The 19,769-nt window shown below is 58.2% G+C and carries 17 protein-coding genes and 1 pseudogene; 10 read left to right on the top strand and 8 right to left on the bottom strand.

Annotated features, from left to right (window positions below):
• Positions 1-187 precede the first annotated feature (187 nt).
• The 5 genes from O1724_RS06390 (at position 188) to O1724_RS06370 (ending at position 5,194) form a co-directional block, all read left to right on the top strand.
• Entirely contained in the window at positions 188-1,756 is a 1,569-nt protein-coding gene (locus O1724_RS06390) for an ABC transporter substrate-binding protein (RefSeq protein WP_063979415.1), read from the top strand.
• A 71-nt stretch (positions 1,757-1,827) separates the two neighbouring features.
• Complete coding sequence (locus O1724_RS06385) at positions 1,828-2,841, top strand: ABC transporter permease (RefSeq protein WP_022650553.1); 1,014 nt, start codon at positions 1,828-1,830, stop codon at positions 2,839-2,841.
• Complete coding sequence (locus O1724_RS06380) at positions 2,841-3,674, top strand: ABC transporter permease (protein WP_003858839.1); 834 nt, start codon at positions 2,841-2,843, stop codon at positions 3,672-3,674. Before O1724_RS06385 ends, O1724_RS06380 begins: the two co-directional genes overlap by 1 nt.
• The gene (locus tag O1724_RS06375) at positions 3,667-4,503 is read left to right on the top strand and encodes an ABC transporter ATP-binding protein (protein ID WP_032608801.1); all 837 of its coding nucleotides are present in this window, start codon (positions 3,667-3,669) and stop codon (positions 4,501-4,503) included. Before O1724_RS06380 ends, O1724_RS06375 begins: the two co-directional genes overlap by 8 nt.
• Positions 4,490-5,194, top strand: coding sequence for an ABC transporter ATP-binding protein (locus tag O1724_RS06370; RefSeq protein ID WP_022650552.1), 705 nt, complete (start codon positions 4,490-4,492; stop codon positions 5,192-5,194). Before O1724_RS06375 ends, O1724_RS06370 begins: the two co-directional genes overlap by 14 nt.
• A 69-nt stretch (positions 5,195-5,263) precedes the next feature.
• On the opposite strand, the gene O1724_RS06365 is transcribed toward O1724_RS06370, so the two are convergent.
• From O1724_RS06365 to budA, 4 genes are all read right to left on the bottom strand, one after another.
• Entirely contained in the window at positions 5,264-5,737 is a 474-nt protein-coding gene (locus O1724_RS06365) for a cold-shock protein (protein ID WP_032608799.1), read from the bottom strand.
• Positions 5,738-5,874: 137 nt separating this feature from the next.
• Positions 5,875-6,645 (bottom strand): (S)-acetoin forming diacetyl reductase, encoded by a 771-nt coding sequence (locus tag O1724_RS06360; protein WP_003858846.1) that lies wholly within the window; start codon positions 6,643-6,645, stop codon positions 5,875-5,877.
• A gap of 20 nt (positions 6,646-6,665) precedes the next feature.
• Positions 6,666-8,387 carry an acetolactate synthase AlsS gene (alsS, locus tag O1724_RS06355; RefSeq protein ID WP_372645574.1) on the bottom strand — a complete coding sequence of 574 codons (1,722 nt, stop codon included), beginning with the start codon at positions 8,385-8,387 and terminating at the stop codon, positions 6,666-6,668.
• Complete coding sequence (gene budA / locus O1724_RS06350) at positions 8,359-9,138, bottom strand: acetolactate decarboxylase (protein ID WP_003858848.1); 780 nt, start codon at positions 9,136-9,138, stop codon at positions 8,359-8,361. Before budA ends, alsS begins: the two co-directional genes overlap by 29 nt.
• Before the next feature lie 105 nt (positions 9,139-9,243).
• Here budA and O1724_RS06345 point away from each other — a divergent pair, with 105 nt between their 5' ends.
• The 3 genes from O1724_RS06345 to O1724_RS06335 all read left to right on the top strand — a co-directional run bounded on the left by O1724_RS06345 (position 9,244) and on the right by O1724_RS06335 (position 11,011).
• Positions 9,244-10,125, top strand: a complete 882-nt coding sequence (locus tag O1724_RS06345; RefSeq protein WP_126297177.1) for a LysR family transcriptional regulator — start codon at positions 9,244-9,246, stop codon at positions 10,123-10,125.
• Between the two features lie 296 nt (positions 10,126-10,421).
• Positions 10,422-10,529 (top strand): ash family protein, encoded by a 108-nt coding sequence (locus O1724_RS06340; protein ID WP_176691015.1) that lies wholly within the window; start codon positions 10,422-10,424, stop codon positions 10,527-10,529.
• Between the two features lie 26 nt (positions 10,530-10,555).
• The gene (locus O1724_RS06335) at positions 10,556-11,011 is read left to right on the top strand and encodes a hypothetical protein (RefSeq protein ID WP_126297178.1); all 456 of its coding nucleotides are present in this window, start codon (positions 10,556-10,558) and stop codon (positions 11,009-11,011) included.
• Between the two features lie 185 nt (positions 11,012-11,196).
• On the opposite strand, the gene O1724_RS06330 is transcribed toward O1724_RS06335, so the two are convergent.
• Positions 11,197-13,161, bottom strand: a complete 1,965-nt coding sequence (locus tag O1724_RS06330; protein ID WP_414540015.1) for a nuclease-related domain-containing DEAD/DEAH box helicase — start codon at positions 13,159-13,161, stop codon at positions 11,197-11,199.
• Between the two features lie 200 nt (positions 13,162-13,361).
• Here O1724_RS06330 and O1724_RS06325 point away from each other — a divergent pair.
• Positions 13,362-13,448: pseudogene (locus O1724_RS06325) on the top strand (AraC family transcriptional regulator); the annotation flags it as partial.
• Here the strand turns inward: O1724_RS06325 and O1724_RS06320 are convergent.
• Positions 13,445-14,335 carry an oxidoreductase gene (locus O1724_RS06320; protein ID WP_126297180.1) on the bottom strand — a complete coding sequence of 297 codons (891 nt, stop codon included), beginning with the start codon at positions 14,333-14,335 and terminating at the stop codon, positions 13,445-13,447. The pseudogene O1724_RS06325 and the gene O1724_RS06320 overlap by 4 nt on opposite strands.
• 105 nt (positions 14,336-14,440) lie before the next feature.
• Between O1724_RS06320 and O1724_RS06315 the strand changes: the two genes are divergently transcribed.
• Positions 14,441-15,562 carry a YbdK family carboxylate-amine ligase gene (locus tag O1724_RS06315; RefSeq protein ID WP_126297181.1) on the top strand — a complete coding sequence of 374 codons (1,122 nt, stop codon included), beginning with the start codon at positions 14,441-14,443 and terminating at the stop codon, positions 15,560-15,562.
• On the opposite strand, the gene O1724_RS06310 is transcribed toward O1724_RS06315, so the two are convergent.
• Entirely contained in the window at positions 15,492-18,647 is a 3,156-nt protein-coding gene (locus O1724_RS06310) for an efflux RND transporter permease subunit (protein WP_126297182.1), read from the bottom strand. The two genes, O1724_RS06315 and O1724_RS06310, sit on opposite strands and share 71 nt — an antisense overlap.
• Before the next feature lie 9 nt (positions 18,648-18,656).
• Entirely contained in the window at positions 18,657-19,721 is a 1,065-nt protein-coding gene (locus O1724_RS06305) for an efflux RND transporter periplasmic adaptor subunit (RefSeq protein WP_023324275.1), read from the bottom strand.
• Between the last annotated feature and the right edge of the window lie 48 nt (positions 19,722-19,769).

Below are 19,769 nucleotides of genomic sequence, written 5' to 3'. Positions count from 1 at the left end.
TGAAAGGTAAGGAGTTTGTTATAGCAGGTTAAAAAGCGAACGAAAAGAGAGGTGACTCATAACCAGACCGAATGCGTTATTCCCGGATGGCATAAGCAAAGCAGAATTTCGACTTTGAGGAAATCCTCAGCCAGCCTACCGTAACGGTGCATAAAACAATCACAATATATTTTATTCAGGGATCGCTATGACTAAAAAACTGCTGCCGTTACTGGTGCTGGCTGCGCTCTCAAGCGCTGCTCACGCCGCTACCCCGCCCAACACGCTGGTTGTCGCCCAGGGTCTGGATGATATCGTGAGCCTTGACCCGGCCGAAGCCAACGAGCTTTCCAGCATCCAGACCGTGCCAAGCCTGTACCAGCGTCTGGTACAGCCGGACCGCGATAATCCGGAAAAAATCACGCCGGTTCTGGCAGAAAGCTGGGACGCGGACGCGGCAGCAAAAACCCTGACCATCAAGCTTAAACCCGATGCGAAATTCTCCTCCGGCAACCCGCTGCGCCCGGAAGACGTGATCTTCTCTTATACCCGCGCCGTGAAGCTGAACAAATCCCCGGCGTTTATCCTCAACGTACTGGGCTGGGACGCCAGCAACATCGCCAGCCAGCTAAAGAAAGTGGACGACCATACCCTCACGCTTCACTGGACGGCCGACGTTAGCCCGTCGGTGGCGCTGAATATTCTCTCCACGCCGATTGCCTCCATCGTCGATGAAAAACAGGTTGCGGCGAACGTGAAGGATAACGACTTCGGCAACGCGTGGTTAAAAATGCACTCTGCGGGCAGCGGCGCGTTCAAAATGCGCGTTTACCAGCCGCATCAGGCCATCGTGCTGGAAGCCAACGAATCCGCGCCCGGCGGCGCGCCGAAGCTTAAAAGCATCATCATTAAAAACGTCCCCGATCCCGCTTCCCGCCGCCTGCTGATCCAGCAGGGTGATGCGGACGTGGCGCGCGATCTGGGTGCAGACCAGATAAGCGCCCTCAGCGGCAAGCCGGGCGTGAAGGTACTGAGCATCCCTTCTGCCGAGCAAAACTATCTGGTGTTTAACACCGGCAACAGCGCTAACCCGCTGCTGAATAATCCAGCGTTCTGGGAAGCCTCGCGCTGGCTGGTGGATTATGAAGGCATCACCAAAGACCTGCTGAAAGGCCAGTATTTTGTTCATCAGAGCTTTCTGCCGGTCGGCCTGCCGGGCGCGCTGGAGGACAATCCGTTCACGTTTGACCCGGCAAAAGCAAAAGCGATCCTCGCCAAGGCGGGCATCAAAGACGCGCATTTCACGCTGGACGTGGAGAATAAACCACCGTTCATCACCATCGCGCAATCCATGCAGGCGAGCTTTGCTCAGGGTGGCGTGAAGGTGGATCTGCTGCCCGCTGCGGGTAGCCAGGTGTACGCCCGCGTGCGCGCTAAGCAGCATCAGGCGGCGATTCGTCTGTGGATCCCGGATTACTTCGATGCGCACTCCAACGCCAGCGCCTTCGCGTGGAACGACGGGAAGTCCAGCACCGTGGCCGGTCTGAACGGCTGGAAAATCCCGGAGCTTAACAAGGCCACGCTGGCGGCGGTTGCCGAGCCGGATCCGGCGAAACGTCTGGATCTGTATAAGAAGATGCAGGAACAGTTACAGCATAACTCGCCGTACGTGTTCGTTGACCAGGGCAAAACTCAGATCGTGGTGCGCGATAACGTGAAGGGGTATCAGCAGGGGCTGAACGCGGATATGGTCTGGTACGATCGCGTTATGAAGTAGCTTTTCCCCCCTCTCCCTCTCCCGTGGGAGAGGGGGTCGTTCGTGCATATTTTCAGGATAACGATTTTCCCATGCCACATCTTTCCACCCGCGTGCTTCAGGGTCTGCTGACTCTCCTGCTCACGCTGTTCGGGCTACTGCTGGTCACGTTTGCGCTCTCTGCCTTTTCCCCGGTCGATCGCGTATTGCAGATCGTCGGCGATCACGCCAGCCAGTCCACTTACGATCAGGTTCGCCAGCAGCTTGGGCTGGATCGGCCCCTGCCGGTGCAGTTCTGGCACTACCTGCAAAACCTCGCTCACGGGGATTTAGGCACCGCCAGCGCTACCGGTCAGCCGGTATTGCAGGACCTGCTGCACGCCTTTCCCGCCACGCTGGAACTGGCAACGCTGGCGCTAATTATCGGCACAGTACTCGGCGTAATTGCGGGTGTGCTGTGCGCCCGCTACGCCGGTTCGCCACTGGACTTAGCGATCAGAACGCTCACCCTGCTCGGCAATTCGGTGCCGATATTCTGGCTCGGCCTGCTGATGCTGGCTCTGTTCTACGCGAAACTACAGTGGAGCGCTGGCCCCGGCAGGCTGGACGACATCTGGCAATTCACCGTCGAGCCACGAACCGGATTTGCGCTGGTAGATACCTGGCTTTCCGGCGACCGCGAGGCGTTCCGCAACGCCATCAGCCACCTGGTGCTGCCGGTGCTGCTGCTGGCCTACTACTCGCTGGCAAGTATCACCCGCCTGACGCGCTCCGCCTGTCTGAGCGAGATGAACAAAGAGTACATATTGCTCGCCCGCGCCAAGGGCGCCGGAGAGATGACCATCCTGCTGCGTCACGTGCTGCCGAACATTCGCAGCACGCTGCTGACGGTGATTGCGCTGGCCTACACCAGCATGCTGGAGGGCGCGGTATTAACCGAAACCGTCTTCTCGTGGCCGGGCATCGGGCGCTACCTCACCACGGCCCTGTTCGCCGGTGACACCACCGCCGTGATGGGCGGCACGCTGCTGATTGGCGTCTGCTTTGTTCTGATCAATAACCTTACCGACCTGCTTGTGCGGGCGACCGATCCCAGGGTGCGCTAATGCCGTTTTATCTCTTCTTACGCCGCCTGCGCCGCTCCCCTGCCGCGTTTTGCGGGCTGATCGCCATCGCGCTGCTGGTGCTTATTGCTCTGTTCGCGCCGTGGCTTGCGCCGCAGGATCCCAACTGGCAGGACGCCGCCGCGCGTCTGCAACCGCCCAACGCGCAGCACTGGCTGGGTACCGACAGCTATGGGCGGGATCTGCTCTCCCGATTAATCTACGGCACCCGTCCGGCACTGGGGCTGGTGGCCTTAGTCACCGTTATTACCCTCCCCGCCGGTCTGCTGGTGGGGATTTTGTCAGGCTACTACGGCGGCTGGATGGAGCGCATCCTGATGCGCTTTACCGACGTGGTGATGTCGATGCCGCGCCTGATCCTCGCCTTCGCGTTTGTCGCGATGCTCGGCCCCGGTCTGGTGAACGGCGCGCTGGCGCTGGCCTTAACGACCTGGCCTGCCTATGCGCGCCAGGCGCGCAGTGAAATCCAGCGTCTGCGCCACAGCGATTATCTGGCCGCCGCGGAGATGATGGGCATTCGCGGCCCGCGCCTGCTGGTCGGCCATATTCTGCCCCTGTGCCTGCCCTCCGCGATTGTGCGACTGGCGCTGGATCTGGCCGGGATTATTCTGGCCGCTGCCGGGCTGGGCTTCCTTGGTCTGGGCGCGCGTCCACCGATGGCGGAATGGGGCGCGATGATTGCCGACGGCATGCAGGTCATTTTTGACCAGTGGTGGATTGCCGCCATTCCAGGCGGGGCGATTCTGTTTGCCAGCCTGGCCTTTAACCTGCTGGGCGATGGCCTGCGCGACGTACTGGAGCCACAGCATGACTGAACACCGCGTCATCGTCGATGCGCTGAATATCGACTACCCCGCCGCGCGCGTGGTCAACAACCTGAGCTTTACGTTGGGCAAAGAGCGGCTGGCGCTGGTGGGAGAATCCGGCTCCGGCAAGTCCATGTCTGCCCGCGCCCTGATGGGGCTGGTGCGCAAGCCCGGCATCGTGAGCGCTAAGCGGCTTAACGTGCTTGGCAACGACCTGCTGACCCTGAACAGCCGCCGCTGGCAGGCGCTGCGCGGCAACGGCATAGCGATGGTTCTACAGGACCCGCGCTACGCGCTAAACCCGGTGAAAACCGTCTCCGCCCAGCTTGATGAGGCGCTGACCCTCCATCAGCGCCTGCCCCGCGCCGAACGACTGGCGCGCATTCACGATATCATCCGCGCCGTGGGGCTGAACGAGCACGTGCTCCAGCGCTATCCCGGCGAACTTTCCGGAGGCATGGGCCAGCGGGTGATGATTGCGATGGCGCTGATCAACAACCCGCAGGTGCTGATTGCCGACGAACCGACCTCCGCGCTGGACGCCCGCCTGCGCAACCAGATCCTCGAGCTGCTGGTGCAGCAGTGCGAAGAACGCCAGATGGCGATGCTGCTCATCAGCCACGATCTGCCGCTGGTGGCGGAGCACTGCGACCGCGTGCTGGTAATGTATCAGGGTGAGAACGTTGATGAAATGGCGGCGAGCCAGTTGCCGCAGGCAACCCATCCCTACACGCGCACGCTCTGGACCTGCCGCCCGAACGCCGGGACGTTTGGCAAGATGCTGCCGACGCTCGACCGTTCGCAACCGTGGAAGGAGGACGACAATGGCACTCGTTGAGGTTAACCAGCTCCGGGTGAGTTTTGGTGAAAAAACGGCGGTTTCCGCCGCCAGTTTTGCCATCGAAAAAGGTGAAACCTTCAGCCTGATCGGTGAATCCGGCTGCGGCAAATCGACTCTTCTGCGCGTGCTGGCGGGGCTGCTGCGCGAGTGGAATGGCCACATTTCCGTCCTCGGGGAAAATTTACGGCCAGGACGACGTTTTGAAGGCGCGCTTCGCCGCAACGTGCAGATGGTGTTCCAGGATCCGTGGGCGTCTTTGCACCCGAACCACACCATTGCCCGCACCCTGTCGGAGCCGTTAAACATCCACGGCGAAAGCCAGGTTGCCGAAAAAGTGGCGGATGCGCTGCAACAGGTGGGGCTGGCTGCCGACGCGGGCAGGCGTTACCCGCATCAGCTTTCCGGCGGACAGCGTCAGCGCGTAGCCATTGCCCGCGCGCTGCTGCTGCGCCCGCAGCTTCTGCTGCTGGATGAACCGACCTCGGCGCTGGATATGTCGGTACAGGCGGAGATTCTGAACCTGCTCAACCGCCTGAAGGCGCAGCACGGCATGACCTACCTGCTGGTGAGCCACGATGCGGACGTGATTGCGCATATGTCCGACCGGGCGGCATTTATGGCGCACGGGGAGATCCAGCGGGTATTTGACCGTGAAGCAATGTTGCGGGGCGAGCACAGGATGGGGTAAACCGTGCGGCGGCGAGTGCCGCACGCATTTTGTAGGCCGGGTAAGGCGTAACCGCCACCCGGCAAAACGTTACTTCAGCAGCTTCACCGTGGCATCGATGTCGATCTCATCTTCAGTGAAGATCAGCGTCGTGTTCTGGAAGGTAGTGATCGCCAGCTTCTTCACCGTGCGCATTTCGCCCGGCTTTTTCTCGGTTTTTGGTTTGATGCTGTTCATCAGCAGCCCCACCGACAGCACCGCGTTCTCTTTGTCGATTTTAGTATCAACGGGCTCTTCTTCGCTGAACACCACGAAGGATTTAATTGAGGTAAGCTTCACGCGCTCGCCTGCAATATAGAGGTGCTTACTTTCGGGGATCACCTTCACCGCATACGCGGAAAGGCCTTTGCTGTTGGTGGTTGGCTCGAAGGTCACCGCCGCATCTTTCTTAATCAGATCAGGGTTGGCGACCTTAATCACATGAAAGTAGCGGTTGTCGCCGTTTTCATCTTTGATAAATCCAAAGCCTTTATCTTTAAACCACGTTGTGATTGTACCGTTCATCGCTGTTACCGCCTGTCAGATCTCAAGACTAAAGTTTTGCAGCGCGCAGTGTAATGCACAATGGCTGACGAGACAAAAAAAAGCCCCTGCACGGGAGCAGGGGAAAGTTCATGTCAGAGCTTTTTAGTATTGTGTATTTAGTTGAACACCATCCCACCATCAATCAGCAGCGACTGACCAGTCATGTAGTCGGAATCCGGCCCGGCGAGGTAAGAGACGCAGGCGGCCACGTCTTCCGGCTCGGACAAACGGCCAAGCGTGATGCGTTTGGCAAAGGTTTCCGTCCCGTAGCCAAGCGGTTTACCCGCCGCCTCGGAGACCTGACGGTCGATTTCCGCCCACATCGGCGTTTTGACGATGCCCGGGCAATAGGCGTTAACGGTGATCCCCAGCGGCGCGAGATCCCGCGCGGCGGTCTGGGTTAAGCCACGCACCGCGAACTTGCTGGAGCTATAGACCGCCAGTTCCGGGTTGCCGGTATGGCCCGCCTGGGAGCAGGCGTTGATGATTTTGCCGCCGTGCCCCTCTTTGCGGAAGGCGTCAATTGCGGCCTGAATGCCCCAGATCACCCCTTTCACGTTGATGTTGTAGACCTTGTCGACAATCTCCGGCGTGATGGATTCGATGGGCGTGGACGGCGCCACCCCGGCGTTATTGACGATGACGTTAAAACCGCCCAGCGCGGTGCGGGCTTTTTCCACCGCCGCGAACACCTGCTCGCGGTCAGAGACGTCCACCTTCACGGCGACGGCCTTCCCGCCGTTGCGGGTGATCTCATCCGCGACCGCTTTCGCCGTCTCTTCGTTATAATCCGCAATAGCAACGGCAAAACCATCCTTCACCAGGCGAAGCGCAATCGCTTTGCCAATCCCCTGGCCGGAGCCGGTTACGAGAGCCACTTTTTGCATTTCTCTGTCCTTATATTGATTCACAAAATCTGGCTGAGATGGAGCTGGCCCATCAGCAGTGGGTTATCGCTGTAGTCGACGGGAATGGCCACCACGGCCGGGCCATCGACATCCATTGCGGCACGCAGCGTCGGTTCGAGCGCGTCGGCACTCTCGACGGCAAAACCTTTTGCGCCGAACGCGTCGGCATAGGCTTTGAAATCGACCGGGCCGAACTCCACGCCGGAGAGACGCTGATATTTTTTCTCCTCCTGGATGGCCACCATGTTGTAGGCGTTATCCACCCAGATGATGTGCAGAATATTGGCGTTGAGGCGTACGGCGGTTTCCAGCTCCATGCTCGACTGCAAAAAGCCGCCGTCCCCGGAGACCGAGACCACCTTGCGCCCCGGGTTGACCAGCCACGCGCCAATCGCCCACGGCAGCGCCACGCCCATGGTCTGCTGACCGTTGGAGATCATCACCTGACGCGCGCGGAAGCTGTAGAGGTAGCGGGCGATCCAGATGTGGAAGCTGCCCATATCGACGGTAAGCGTCACGTCGTTGTTCACGATGTCCTGCATGGCGCGCACGATGCGCAGCGGATGCAGGGCAAACTGGTTTAGCGATGCGCCGCGACGGTCGAGGAGGTCCCGCTGATGCTGGCGATCGACAAGAATTTCCGAGGCGCGCTGGCTGAGTTCAAGCTTGTGCTCGATTCGGCTGGCAAGCAGATTCAGCGTGGCGGCAATATCCCCAACCAGTTCCAGATCGGGAACATACTTGCGCTCCTCATAGGCGGGCAGCACGTCAATGTGCACCAGGGTGGCGTCACCGCTGTTCCACATGGACGGCTCGTATTCCACCGGGCTGTAACCGATACAGATGATCAGATCCGCCAGATGCAGGAGCCGATCGCCCGCCTGGTTGTTAAACAGACCGACGCGTCCGGCGAAGCGGGTGAAGTGTTCCTGATTCACCGCCCCGGCGGCCTGATAGGTGCTGGTGACCGGAATACGGCTTCTCTCCAGCAGCTTATGCAGCGCGGCGCTGTTGGCGGGCTGGCTGGCCATCAGGCCGAGTAAGATGACCGGGTTTTTGGCCTTCGCGATAAGCTTCGCCACCTCGTTGATGGCTGACTCCGGCGCCGGGCCCATCAGCGCCGCGGTGCTGGCGGGTAAAATCGCCCCCGTGGTGGGCTGGTCGACAATATCCTGCGGCAGGCTGACAAACGCCCCGCCCGGCCTGCCCTGCTCGGCAGCGCGAAACGCGTTCGACACCACCTCGGCAATCGCGTCAGGCGAATTGACCTCCACGGCGTATTTGGTCACCGGGCTGAACATGGTGACGGTATCCATGCTCTGGTGCACCAGCTTCGCTTTATCTGCCCGCTTCACCGCCCCGCCCAGCGCGACCACCGGGTCACCTTCGCTGTTGGCGGTGGCGATGCCGGTGATCAGGTTGGAGCAGCCCGGCCCGGAGGTGACCAGCGCGACTCCGGCCTTGCCGGTTAACCGCCCCACTGCCGCCGCCATAAACGCCGCGTTCGCCTCGTGACGCACCGGGATAATCTCGATGGAGGAGTCCAGCAGGGAGTCAAAGACCTTGTCGATTTTTGCGCCCGGTATGCCGAACACCTGCTTCACACCCTGCGCTTCCAGCTGGCCGACAACCATATCGGCGCCGTGCGCCCACTGACGTGACTGTTTCTCACTGTTCACGGTAGTTCTCCTGTTAGTTTTCGACGGCGCGGATAGCCGCATCAAGGTTGCTGGGGTGCAGATTGGCCTGTAAAAACGCGCTGTCGGCGGGCAGGTCAATCATCAGCTTGTGGATTTCGCCGAAGGTGAGCACGCCGTTCTCCAGCTGATAGTCGAGCAGGTGGCCCCCGCCCTGACGGTCGTCGGTGATAAAGTGTTCGTGATAGCCCGCCACGTTAATGCCCTGCATATGCTGCGGGGTGCGGAACCCGACCAGCACGCCCTCGCGCTGGTTAAAGCGGAACACCGGCTGGTCATCCAGCACGTCGGTCATCGCCCGGTACGGTGGCGTCTGGCGCGGTACGGTGCGGGTGTGCGCGTGGCGGAAATTGCCGTCGATGCGCAGCGCGCAGAACAGGTTATCGGAGGGGATTTGCTGGTCGATCACGTCGTGGATCTGCTGACGGCTGACCGGCCCGTCGAAGGTTTTGCGGTACTGCGGCTGGAACCAGGTCATCACCGCGAACGGCGTTTTTTGCTCCGGCTTCGCGGCGCGGGCGCTGCCGTCGGCGCGCAGCTGGTACACCTGGCTGCTGAAGGCAATCATTTCACCGTCCAGCTCGTTAAAGGTACCGAGACCAAAATCGCCGTGCGCCAGCAGGTCGGCGATGGTGGTCTCCCCTTCGTAGACGCCGCTTAGCAGGGCGCTCATTAGCGATGTCTGATAGATCACGCTGTCAGGATGCTGAGCCGAGAACCCGCGCAGGGTCTCGCATAAACTCGCCTCACAGTCGCATGCAGATGAATGCATCATCATGCCCGTCCTCTTCAACTTTATTTATAAAGGTTAAATAAATGTTGACCCGATTCAGCAGAGAGTTCCAATATAGAATCCATGCTGGTTTGAGACGTTTTTGATATGGAACTTCGTTATCTGCGCTATTTTGTCGCGGTAGCACGCGAGCGACACTTCACCAGGGCGGCCAAAGCGCTGGGTATTTCACAGCCTCCTCTGAGTCAGCAGATCAAACGGCTCGAAGAGGAAGTGGGCACGCCGCTGTTCAGGCGCCTGACGCGGGGCGTGGAGCTGACCGAGGCGGGAGAAGCCTTCTATGAGGACGCCTGTAAGATCCTGGCGCTGAGCGACGCCGCGCTGGAGAAAGCCCGGGGCATCGCGCGCGGGCTGAACGGCAGCCTGTCGATTGGCATCACCAGTTCAGATGCTTTTCATCCCAAAATCTTCGCCCTGATACGTCAGTTTCAGGTACAGAACATGGCGGTGCAGGTTCACCAGGTGGAAGCCAATATGTCGTCGCTGACGACGATGCTGGCGGAGGGTGAGCTGGATATCGCCTTTGTGCGCCTGCCGTGCGAAAGCAGTAAGGTGTTCGAATTTAAAATCCTCGATCGGGAGCCGATGGTGGTGGCGCTGCATCGCGATCATCCTCTGGCGGCGTGTGGCGATCTGGCGCTGGAGGAGCTGCGGGATACGCCGGTGGTGCTGTTTCCCCAGGAGGTCGCGCCGGGGCTGTATGACCGCGTTTACGGCAGCTGCGAGCGGGCCGGGATCGATATGCAACACACGCTGCAATCTTCACAACTTTCCTCTTCCCTGAGCATGGTCTCCGCGGGCGGCGGGTTCGCGCTGGTGCCGAAATCGATGGCCGCTATTTCGCCGCCGAATGTCACCTACCATGCGCTGCGCTCGCCAGAGCTTTATACCGATATCGCACTCTGCTGGCGGCGATTTGAGCGTTCGCGGACGGTGAAGCGGTTTCTGGCGATGATGAGCGAGGGGTGACGGCAGCGCGGCGGTGCCCGGCGGCGCTGCGCTTGCGCGGGCCTACGGTTCGTGTCGCTGTTGGGGCTTTGGATTTTGTAGGCCGGGTCAGGCGTAGCCGCCAACCGGCAATGCCGTTCTGGAAGCCGCCTCGCAAACCTGCAAGCAACCTTATGTAATTCAGGGGTATCCCTTTTCATCCTTTCTTCGCGGTTTTAAAGTGCCTGCGTTGCGGCACATCCGCAGCCGGGCGTAGGAACCCGTTAGCATAAAGCGATATTTTTTGTCGCGACAGCGCATATCCCGTTAGAATCACGGTGGCGCTGACGGAGCAGTCGAAAGGCTGGCCGTTTTTCTTTATGCACGGTATTCCTACCTCCGTCAGCGCTACCCCCTCTGAGCGTAGGAACTCACCGGGCGGTTAACATTTTTTGCATAAAGAGGATGCCTTATGGCTACTATCCCTGGATTTTCTTACGCGCTTACTGAAGAAAGCGCTCTTCATCACCTTCTTCATCTGCAACTTCCCTATTCTGCGGATCTCTTTGAACTGGCTGACACCTGTGCGGCATACGTGAGCGTACTGGTGGAAACGGACGATGCGGTGACATTTGCCACCCTTTGCGAGCGACTGCTGGCTGCGCTGAAACGGCTGCGCAAGAGTTGTGACTCAGAACTTCCGCCGTATTTGGTTGAACGGCTCATTGCGGGGGAAAAGATCGCCTCCTGCGTGCCGGAATGCTGGCAAGAAACGGCGCTACAGGTGGATTATGCCGTGGCGTTAACGCTGGCGATAATGGGCGGGACGTTGCCTGCGAGCGTGGCGAAAGAACTTACCGGGCTGTTGCATGATATGGTCTGGCTGCTGGCGGAGTTTGTAAAAGAGCCTTATATAACGACGCACTGAGGCGGGTGATGGGAGGCCGGGGTTCTGCTGGGTAAAAAGCAGGACTTTGGCCTTACTAAAAGAATAGCTTTGTTTGTTGAATGTCCGTTAAGAGCGAGAAACGGAAGTTGGTTTGCCGGAAGATCTCTAAAAGTGAATGGTTCGGTTAAGCGGGCTGTTTACAGCTGATCTGTATAGAATTCTTTTCAATTCGCATTGATTTCGCTGAAAAAATTTTTATATTTCCCCTCACTACTTTTATCCAAGATAATGAGGTTCTCAATAGATCGCGTAATAGATGTATAGATAACCTCAGGAGTATCCTTGTCATCCATAATATAAAATACGGTTTTAGACTCCAGACCTTTATAACTATGTATCGTGGATAGTTTGATCAATCCGCTATTCGGATAAAAATGGTTTTTCTTTGTCCTCCTTACCCGCTCAATATCAGATTTAATACCAGTATGTCGCTTAATAAAATCACGCAACTCCTCTTTTGTAAGCAATTTTAATCGATTGATATCGTAATGCTTCTTTCCTTTTGGTAGGAGTTCAATTAGTTCTTCATATGTTTCAAACATACAAGTGGTATTTTCAAATTCATTGAATCTTTCATTTAATCGACGAACAAGAAAAATATTAGACGACAGAATAACAATATCATTTGGATTGAAACTATAATTTCTGATGTAGCTTTGAATTTTTTCAAAGCATTTATTTTCCCAATCGGATGGAAAGAAGTGATATTTGATAATATCAAAATTCATTCCTGACTGGATATTTTGTTCTTCAAATAAATCTTTATCTGCATGTTTTTCGACCAGATACTTCAATTGATAATCTTTAAAAATTCGATTCAAAGGCGAGTCACTGCTTGTACGATAGGAACGACTTAATTTCTTCCACTCACCAAATCCCTGCGCGATGACGGCCGCTCTTTTGCTATCTCTCTCATAAATATTTTGTGATTCGTCACCAAACAGGACCATTTCACCCTCGTGATGGAGGAAGTTGTCACGAATAATTTTTACCCATTCATTTTCAAAGTCTTGAACTTCATCAATCAAAATTGTCCGATACTTACTAACAGAAAAATCGCTGAATAAATCACGGTTAAATAATTCATTAAATCCATATTTTTCAATTAATTCACTGACATCCTGTTCTGTCTCAATCAATTGAGACATGAAAAACTGATGATAATTTGTCACTGCGAAATGTTGATCGTCTCGATAACCAAGAACATCGCTGATTCGGTCTTTAATGAGGTTTTTTAGTGTAATATTGAAAGTCAGAATCAATACAATATCATCATGCCGATGAAAAGCATTTACCGCTCGATTTGCAATGATAGTAGTTTTGCCACAGCCCGCTACACCCTTAATCTTTTGTTTTCCAGACACGCTTATTGCCAACTTACTCTGACGCTTATCTAAGAAAATTTTTTTTCCCTGTTTTAATGTATGGTCGCTTGGCATCAAGCGTCTTTTAAAATCGTCATACACACGATCGTCGAACAGGACATGTGGCTTAAAGCTTTTAATTTTATTAACGAGTTCTTTTATTCGATCCGCGCCGTAAGCCATGGACTTATCTCTAGTTAACTTTCTTTTTAGCCGCGAGATTTTGTCTGCCTGTTGATTGTATTGCTCTAAGGAAATTTCTTTATTCCTGTATTGTGCATCAATATACCTAGATCGCGCCATCAATTCACTCTGTGCGTGGGAATATAACGAATCTATATTGGCTTTATTACCTTTATGTAAGTAAACAAACGGCTGAGCAATGTTAAAAAAATTGCGATTTTTAAGATAAGACAGACCTAATACTGGTAAATGTAGATTATATAAATTTGACTTATACCTGAAAGCTTGTGATTGAGGTGATGAAATCTTCGACACCCCTTTCTCAGAACTAACTTGCCATTTATTAAAAGCATCCACACTATAATTAACTAGGTTATAGTCCTTCACTTCAATAATGAAAATTGCCGTGTTTTTTTTAAGAATGATAAAATCAGGGCGATCCCCATCAATAAATGGATTAAAGAAAATTTCGTAGCTATCATCCAAGTTATCCGTAAGGTGATTTAACAAGTGAAGCTCACCGGGAGTGGGTGCAACCTTTAAACGGAGTATGTTTTCCAATGTTGGATGAAGGATAGACACGCTAACACTCTCTTTATAATGAATAACTATCTATAATTTACTACATGATCTAAAAGAAACAAGGATGAAATAACAGATTGACTGACCAATTCCCTTTAAATTTACACAGATATCAATGTTGGCTACTTCCGCTCCTGGCACAGAGCGGACATTCATATTCATCTCCCTTCCTCTCTATCGGCCCGCCTCCACTCTCAGGTATGAATGCGTTTATCACCTTGTTTAGAAAAGCGATGGGCAGCACGACCGCCCATTACTTTGCCGAAAGGAAAAACAGCGGCCGTTAACCCGGCCCCTCGCTCCCCGCCGCCAGCAGCGGCACCACTATGTCGCTGATGGGCACCGCAATCCCGTGCCTGCGGCCATAGCGCTGTATCACGCCGTTGCGGATATCCCACTCCATCGGACGATCCGCCTGACGGTCGGCAAGAATCGACGTGCCCAAATCCACTGGCGCGCGCTGAAAGTTCGCCAGAATCTCCTCCGCCACCGCATCGTCCAGCTTCGCCCCTTCGGCGCGGGCGACGGTCAGCCCCTCGCGCAGGTAGGCCAGCGCCAGCTCGCTGATATCCTCGCGCCTGAACATCCCGGCGCGGCGATTGGCCAGCACCATCAGCCCGGCGACCGCGTTTTGCAGCAGCTTGCGCCAGGCAACGGTAGTGAAATCTGTCGAGAACTCAACGTCACAGCGCGTGCCGCGAAGCGCCTCCACCACCCGCTGCGCCTGCGGCACGTCCGGCAGCGTAAGGCGCGGTTTGGCGCGCAGCCAGACGGAGGCATCCGGCTCGCGCTGCGCAGGGAACCACACCACCGACGGCAGCACCGTTGCGCCATTGACCAAAGGCGCAAGCTGGGCTTTCTGCTCCACGCCGTTTTGCAGCGCGCAGACCACGGTGTGTTCATCGCACAGGGCGCGCAGCCAACCGGCGCTGTCGGCATTTTGTGTCGTTTTGACCGCCAAAAAAACGAGGTCAACGGGGCGCGTAATGACGCTGGGATCGGTGAGTACCGGACCGGGCACCACAATTTCACCCTCATCATGACGCAGGCGCAGTTCCGGATGCGCGGTGCGACCACACAGCAGCGGCGTGCGGCCCGCTTCATGCAGCACCGCGGCGATGGTGGTCCCAATCGCACCGGGTCCTGTCAGCGCAATGGTTGGATAGTCAGACATGGGTCACTCCCCTTTTGCTAAGCCTGCTATCAGTTATACCACCCTGAAAAGAGCGCGCCACGCCCATTGTCTATACTCAATTCATAACAGACAACGGAGTGCGCCATGCCCTTACCCGACTTCAAATCCTCTGAACCTTATACCCTCGGCATTGAGCTCGAACTCCAGGTGGTTAACCCGCCGGGTTACGATCTGAGCCAGGACTCCTCTGCGCTCATCGCCGCCGTCAAAGACGACATCAAAGGGGGGGAAGTCAAACACGACATCACCGAAAGCATGCTCGAAATCGCCACCGGCGTGTGCCAGACCATCGACCAGGCAGCGGCGCAGTTTTCAGTGATGCAGCAGAGCATCCTGCGCGCGGCGGAAGATCAGCATATCCAGATCTGCGGCGGTGGGACGCATCCGTTCCAGAAATGGCAGCGGCAGGAAGTGTGCGACGACGAGCGCTATAACGTCACGCTGGAGCGCTTTGGCTATCTGATTTTGCAGGCGACGGTGTTCGGCCAGCACGTACACGTCGGCTGTCGGACCGGGGACGACGCAATTTATCTACTGCACGGCCTGTCGCGCTTTGTGCCGCACTTTATCGCCCTGGCCGCCGCATCACCGTATATGCAGGGCACGGACACGAAGTTCGCCTCATCGCGTCTCAACATCTTCTCGGGCTTCCCGGATAACGGACAGATGCCGTGGGTCAACAGCTGGCAGGAGTTCGAGGGGCTGTTCCGCCGCCTGAGCTCCACCAGCATGATCGACAGCATTAAGGATCTGCACTGGGACATCCGCCCCAGCCCGCATTTTGGCACCGTTGAGGTGCGGGTAATGGATACGCCGCTGACGCTCGGCCACGCGATTAACATCGCCGGGCTGATCCAGGCGACGTCGCACTGGCTGCTGACCACGCGGCCGTATAAGCATCAGGAACGGGATTTTCTGCTGTATCGCTTTAACCGTTTTCAGGCCTGTCGCTACGGGCTGGAAGGCATTCTGACAGACGTGCATACCGGCGAGCACAAAACCGTGGCGGAAGATATCGCCTGGCTGCTGGAGCAGGTTGCGCCGTCCGCCGAGAAGCTCGGCGCGACAAGCGCCATCAAGGAAATTGCCCTCCTGTTAAAGCAGGGCAAGAGCGAGGCGCAGCGCATGCGGGACTTTATCGCCGATGGCGGCTCGCTGATTTCTCTGGTGCAGAAGCACTGTGAGCTGTGGGCGACGAGTCCGTAATGCCGTGGCCCCACTCGCGCAGGCGCTGGAACAGCACGAACAGCGCCGGGATGAACACTATCCCCACCACGGTCGCCACCAGCATGCCGCTGAAGACCGTAGTGCCGATGATGCGGCGGCTCTGGGCACCCGCCCCGGTCGCCAGCATCATCGGCAGGACGCCGATAATGAACGACACGGCGGTCATCATTACCGCGCGGAAGCGGCGCGATGCTCCCTCCCGTGCGGCATCGACAATCGCCATTCCGTCCATGCGCCGGGCGCGGGCAAACTCCACGATAAGAATTGCGTTCTTGGCGGCGAGGGCTATCAGTAGCACCAGACCAATCTGCACGTACACGTCGTTGGCATAGCCCGCCAGCCACAGCCAGACCAGCGCCCCGCCGATGGCGAACAGCACCGAGAGCATCACGCTCGCCGGCAGCGTCCAGCTCTCATACTGGGCGACGAGGAACAGCCACGCCATCACCACCGCCGCCAGCACGATCCATATCGCCTGATTGCCGGTCTGCTGCTCCTGATACGACATGCCGCTCCAGGCGTAGTCGTACCCGGCTGGCAGGTTTTCCGCCAGAATCTCGCCCGTCGCCGCCATTGCGGTGCTGCTGCTCACCCCTTCCGCTGCCGAGCCGCTCACCGATACCGACGGGAACTGGTTGTACTGCTGAATAAATGGCGCGCCGACGGTCGGCGTGATGGTGACGAGGTTGCTCAGACGCACCCGCTCGCCGCTGTTGCTGCGCACGAAAAGCTCGCTGATTTGCTCCGCGCGCTCGCGCCACTGCATTTCGTTCTGCATCACTACGTGGTAGACGCGGTTGTTGACGCTGAAATCCCCGGCGCGCGTGCCGCCAAAGGCGGTTTGCAGGCTGCTGAAGATGCGTGACACCGGCACGTCGAGGCGGGCCGCGCGCTCGCGGTCAACGGTGAGCGTCATCTGCGGCACGTTGCTGCTCCAGGTGGTGAACACGCGGCTCAGCTGCGGGTGCTGGTTGGCTTTCGCCAGCACCTCACGCGTCACGCGCTCCAGCTCCGCCGGGCTTTGCCCCGCCTGCGCCTGAATGCGCAGGTCGAAGCCGGAGGCGTTGCCCAGCCCCGGCAGCGTCGGCGGCGCAAAGGTCATGATGGTGGCTTCCGGCAGGGCCAGCAGCTGTCGCTGAAGGGTGCCCATCACCTCATCCAGCGGCGGACGCTCGCTCCAGTCTTTGAGCATGATGGAGATAAACCCGCCGTTCGATGCGCTGGTGCCGTTGAGGATGTTAAACCCGGAGACCTGAATCACGTCTTCTACCGCCGGGTTTTTAGCGATCAGCTCGCGCGCGGTGGTCATCACCGCTTCGGTGCGCTCCAGCGAGGCTGCCTCCGGCAGTTGGACGCTGGCGAAGAAGTAGCCCTGATCCTCCTGGGGCAGGAAGCCCTTTGGCATCGACATAAAGCTGAATACCACCACCGCCGCCGCGCCTGCGGTGGCCAGCAGCGCCAGCCACGGACGGAGGTTGAACACGCTCACGATCCGGGTGTAAAGCGTGCGCGTGGCGTCCAGCCCGCGGTTGAACCCACGGAAAACGGCGGCGGGCTGTGCCGGTCGCGGGCGCAGCAGCAGCGCGCAGAGCGCGGGCGTCAGGGTCAGCGCCACCAGGCTTGAGAGCGTGACGGCGGTCGAGAGCGTCACCGCGAACTGGCGGTACAGCTCGCCCACGATCCCTGGCAGGAGCGCCACCGGTACAAACACCGCCAGCAGCACCAGCGTGGTGGCAATCACTGGCCCGGCAATCTGGCGCAGCGCCAGCGCGGTCGCCGCCGTGCGGCTCTGCCCTTCCGCCATCAGGGTTTCGACGCTCTCCACCACCACGATGGCGTCATCCACCACCATGGTCAGCGCCAGAATGATGGCGAACAGGCTCAGCGTATTGGCGGAGTAGCCGAGCGTATAGAGCACCGCGAAGGTGCCCACCAGCGACACCGGAATGGCAAGGGCGACAATCAGCGTCGCGCGCCAGCTTTGCAGGAACAGGGACACCACGACCACCACCGCCAGCATCGTCAGCGCCAGCGAGACGCCAATCTCTTTGATGGTGGCGGCCACAAACGAGGTGGTGTCGAATTTGACTTCATAGACCAGATCGTCCGGGAAGCGCGTGGATAACCGTTCCAGCTCCGCGCGCACCGCATCGGCCACGCGCAGGGCGTTGGCGGACGGCGTCGGGTAGATACCCAAATAGGCGGAGTCATGCCCGTTCAGCTGCGCGCCAGAGCTGTAGCTGCGCGAGCCAAGCTCGATGGTGGCGACGTCCTTCAGGCGCACCAGCTGCCCCATCTCCCCGGCGCGGATAATGATATTGGCAAAGTCGTCGGCCTGGTTTAAGCGCCCCAGCCCGTTAATGGTCAGCGTCTGCTGCTGGCCGTTAAACACCGGCGGCGTGCCGACCTGGCCCGCCGCCCCCTGCACGTTCTGCTCGCGCAGCGCCTGCGCCACGTCATCGCTGGTCACGTTCAGGGCGTTCATGCGGTCCGGCCTCAGCCAGATGCGCATGCTGTAGTCCCGTGCGCCAAACATCTGTACCTGCCCGACGCCCGGCAGACGCGACAGCGCCTCGCGCACCTGGGTGCTGGCGTAGTTGCTGACGAACAGCGGCGTGTGGGTGTTGTTCGGTGAGTAAAGGCTTACCCCCATCATCAGGTTGGTGGCCCGCTTGCGCACCTGCACGCCGTTTTGCTGCGCCTCGGTCGGCAGCTGCGCCACGGCCTGCGCCACGCGGTTCTGCACGTCGATGGCGGCGAGATCCGGATCGGTGCCCGCCGCAAAGGTGATGTTCAGGCTGTAAGAGCCCTCATCCGAACTGGTGGACTCCATATAGAGCATGTGATCCACGCCGTTCAGCTGCGTTTCCAGCGGCGTGGCGATGGCCTCCGCCACGTCAGCCGAGCTGGCGCCCGGCCATGACGCTGACACATTCACGACCGGCGGGGTGATCTGCGGGTACTGCTCCACCGGAATAATCCTCAGCGCGATGGCCCCCAGCAGGGTGATGACCAGCGCAATCACCATCGCAAAGCGCGGGCGTTTGATGAAAAACGTCAGCATGATGGCTCCTTAATTCAGTATCTGGACGGCAACGCCTGGCTGCACGCGCTGCGCACCGTCAGTAATCGCTCGCTCACCGGGCTTCACGCCGGAGGCAATCTGGAACTGCTGGCCGATCTGCCCGGCGACCTTCAGCGGACGCATTTCGGCTTTATCCTCGGCGTTAATCACCCAGGCGAAGAACCCGTCGCCATTCTGCTGTACGGCAGCGGCGGGCAGAGTCAGCACCGGTAGCTCGCTTGCCGGACGCAGGTAAACGTTCACATTGCCGCCGGGCAGCAGCTGATGGCGCGGGTTGGCGAACTCGGCGCGCAGCATCACGCTGGCGGTACGCGGGTCGATGCGGTTGTCCACGGAGGTGAGTTCCCCGCTGATGCGCTGGCCGTTGCTGTCAATCAGCGCCTGCCAGGCCTGCTTCATGGCGCTGATATCCGCATGCTGTCCGGCTTTGGTGGCAAACGCGCCCTCTTCCAGCGCAAAGGCAATGCGGATGGGATCGAGCTGCACCACCTCCACCAGCACACCGCTGGCAGGATTCACCAGGCTGCCGACGTGAAAGTTGCTGTGCCCCACGCGTCCGTCAATCGGTGAAATAATGCGCGTGTAGTCGAGAGTGACGCTGCGGGTGTCGAGACGGGCTTTCGCCTGCTCCAGTGCGGCGCTGGCGACGTCGCGCTGCATGCGGGCGTTGTCCACGTCGTGGCGGCTGATGGCGTTACTGCTGCCCAGGCTTTCGAAGCGGGACAGCTGCTGCTGCGCCTGACGCAGCGTGGCTTCGGCGCTTCTCACTTCGGCCTGCGCCAGACGCAGGGCGGCGCGCGGCTCGGCGTCGTCCAGCTCGAACAGCACGTCGCCTTTTTTCACATACTGGCCATCGCGGAAGTGGATTCTGGTGATGACGCCTTCCGTACGTGCACGCAGTTCAACGGTGTGGATAGCTTCAATGCGGCCCGGAATTTGGCGCTCGGCGGCGTGGGCGGTTTGCTCCACGGTGGCGACGCGAACGGGAATGACTGCGGCGAATGCGGGTTGCAGGGTGCAGGCGAGGAGCGCGAACAGGAGTGGGAATTTCATTAAGAAGTACCTCGGCGTTGTTTTCCCTCACCCCGGCCCTCTCCCACA

The organism is Enterobacter cloacae complex sp. HYC074_NIDB (genome assembly GCF_056673345.1).
Note: the sequence above shows the minus strand (reverse complement) of the source record. Positions and strands in the feature narration are given on the sequence as shown.